Below are 2,986 nucleotides of genomic sequence, written 5' to 3'. Positions count from 1 at the left end.
TTGAATGGGTTCATGTGCAGCTCCATCAGCAAAAGGGGATGATAAGTTTATCACCACCGACTATTTGCAACAGTGCCTCAGCAATCATATTTTTAAATTATATAACTCCCAACTGAGCTTTTGCTCCAACGATAAGGCTTTCATTTTGAGTTTCTAAGGCAAATAAACCATACATCAAAGGAGAGGCCGCTGCTCTTTCTAAAGTCTGTTCATATAGTTTATTCCAAACTTTACCCCCTAGTTTTTCATACTCGATGATTAGAGTTTTGAGGCTTTCTTCTCCAAACAAAGTTACATGCCCAGCAAAATCAATCGCTGGGTCATCTATATGGGCTGTTGACCAATCAATAACGCCTGAAACAGCTCCATCCTTTGAAGCTAGTACATGCCCAGCATATAAATCGCCATGTATAAATTGGGTGAAATCTGCCCATAGAACATCATTATCCAACCATTTTCTGTAGCGGGTTTCCAATTGCTCACTTATACCAATTTCAGATTTTACTAACTGCAAATTGTTTGCTATTTCAGGTCTTAAATCTGAAGGTTTCATAATTTTCAAATCATTTTCCCGAACTTCTTTTTCAGGAATACTATGGATTTCAAATAAGGTTTTTGCCAAAGATGTTATGTATTTCGGGCTATCTTTGTCCATATTCCAAATTATTTCATAGGTTTCAGCATCCAAATTTAAAACAGGATTATCTTTAAGTATGGGATAAGCCACTAATTCTGTAGATGAAATTCTCCAATCAGGAACCTCTACAGAAAGATGTTTTTTTACCAATTCTAAAATGCGTTTTTCTTTCTTGATTTGTTCCCTCATGCCATCACGACGAGGAATACGCAGCAACCATTGTTGCCCCTTTGTATCAAGAGCAAAAACGACCTTAAAATCAATGCCCATTTCATTGAAATTCATTTTGTCCGTAAGCAACAAGCCGTGTGCTTCAGCAAGTGATTGAATATCTTGAATTGTCATTTTTAATTTCCTTTAAAGAGTTCAATAATTAATGTTCGGATTAGATTGGCTATCATTAACAATCTCTCTCAAAAGTCTTGATGATTTTGTGGTCTTTGATCTCGTAGATAATGTCAGCAATATTATCGACCAATTGCTTGTCATGAGATACGAAGATAATAGTTCCTGCATAGGACTTCATCATTGTTTCTAATGCGGCAATACTTTTTAGGTCAAGATAGTTTCCTGGTTCATCCATAAGCAAAATATTATATTTTCCTAAAAGCATTTTGGATAAAAGCAGTTTGATGATTTCACCTCCCGATAAGTCGGATAAGTTTTTTTGAATATCATTCGCTCCGATCCCCATTGAAGCCAATACTGCACGAATTTCCGCAACTGTGTACTCGCACTCTTCCTGCATAAACGAGAGCACAGATTTATGCGTGTTAAATTTATATCCTGTTTGTGTAAAGTAGCCAATTTCAGCTTTTGGAGATATGGTTAATCCATCAGCACGTTCTGATATCATTTTTAACAAGGACGTTTTCCCTGTTCCATTCGATCCAGTTATAGCGACTTTAGCGCCAAGCGGTATTATAAAGTTAGCGTCATCAAAGATAGTACGGCTACCAAATTTTAAGCTCAGACCATCTGCCGTAATCGGGAACTTATTGTGCAGTTCTAGGGCTGAACTTTGACGAAAACGAATAGAACGCAAATGCTCTGGTGCTTGAATATCTTCTAATGCAGCCAAACGCTTTTCCATACTCTTAGCTGCCTGATACAGTTTTCTTTGCTTGGTGCCAGTCATTTTTGCATGCCCAAGTCGTCCAGCACTTTCGGTAGAGTTTTTGGATTTTTCTCCTTTTTTCTTATTGTCTAATCGATTAGCTTGCTGGCGTTTTTCTTGCACAGCAGATTCTAATCGCTCCCGTTCCTTCATCATCAGCTCATATTCTACGGCTTGGTGTTGTCGCTCTTCTTCTTTTTGACGCAAGTAATCCGAGTAACCACCCCAATATTCCGTAATTTTACCGTCTTTTAACTCCCATATCTTGTCTACAACCATATCAAGAAAATATCGGTCATGACTGATAACAAGTAATGCTCCATCAAATGCTTTAAGTTGACCAATAAGTAGATCTATTCCATTGAGATCAAGGTGGCTGGTTGGTTCATCCGCTAGAATGCCATGTACTTGTTGGGAAAATGCGGCAGCAATTTTTGCACGAGTTTCCTCTCCGCCACTCATTGTGTCGTTTTGTACATTGGAAACACCAAGGCGAGATAACATTGCCCGGTCTTCGACCGTTTCTATTTCGATTCCGCCCAGTTGGCTGATATGTGCAAAATCACCAAAACGCTGTAATGTCGCTTCGGCTAAAACAATTTCGCCATTAAGTACTTTGAGTAAACTACTCTTTCCTGCTCCGTTATCACCCACAAGACCAATACGGTCATAAGAGTGAATTTCCAATTCATCAATATCCAAAACATCACGCCCAGCATAATCCAAGCGTATGTTTCTCGCTTTAATAATTAAACTCATTTTTATTTACTCCTGTTTAGCTCTTGAAATTTTTTATGCAGCAAACAGGATTTAGGTGAAAACAAAAGCTAGCATCACAGTGTCCTCCCAAAAAAAAGCTATTCATCCACAGGGTGGACAAATAGCTAGTCAATTAAGTTATAACTGGAAACTATGCACTAAAAGCATACTTATAAATTAAGCATACTTTTACTTTATATATCCGCATATATTCTTAAAGACACAACAAAAGCCCACCATTATAAAATAGTGTCACTATGCAAATAGTTGTGTCTTAACGAATGCGGATAGAATGCATAAACTTACCTAAAAAATAAAATTCAGTTTTATGATAACTTTACTGTTAAAAGAAGTCTAGACAACCTTGTTTTATGCTTGGATATAAGGCTTATTTTAGGCACTGTTGCAAAGTTAGCGATGAGGCAGCCTTTTGTCTTATTCAAAGGCCTTACATTTCAAAAACTCTGCTTACC

The 2,986-nt window shown here is 37.5% G+C and carries 2 protein-coding genes; both read right to left on the bottom strand.

Annotated elements, in window-relative coordinates:
• Positions 1-97 precede the first annotated feature (97 nt).
• Entirely contained in the window at positions 98-982 is an 885-nt protein-coding gene (locus tag EGJ86_RS24765; protein ID WP_000155092.1) for an Mph(E) family macrolide 2'-phosphotransferase, read from the bottom strand.
• Positions 983-1,037: 55 nt separating this feature from the next.
• Positions 1,038-2,513 (bottom strand): ABC-F type ribosomal protection protein Msr(E), encoded by a 1,476-nt coding sequence (gene msr(E), locus EGJ86_RS24760; RefSeq protein WP_000052512.1) that lies wholly within the window; start codon positions 2,511-2,513, stop codon positions 1,038-1,040.
• Between the last annotated feature and the right edge of the window lie 473 nt (positions 2,514-2,986).

This window comes from Pseudomonas sp. o96-267 (assembly GCF_003935465.1).
GTDB lineage: Bacteria > Pseudomonadota > Gammaproteobacteria > Pseudomonadales > Pseudomonadaceae > Aquipseudomonas > Aquipseudomonas sediminis.
This window is presented reverse-complemented; position numbering and strand designations above follow the sequence as displayed.

Excerpts from the sequence above, each read along its gene's own strand:
- EGJ86_RS24765 (WP_000155092.1), bottom strand. The coding sequence starts at position 982 with ATGACAATTCAAGATATTCAATCACTTGCTGAAGCACACGGCTTGTTG.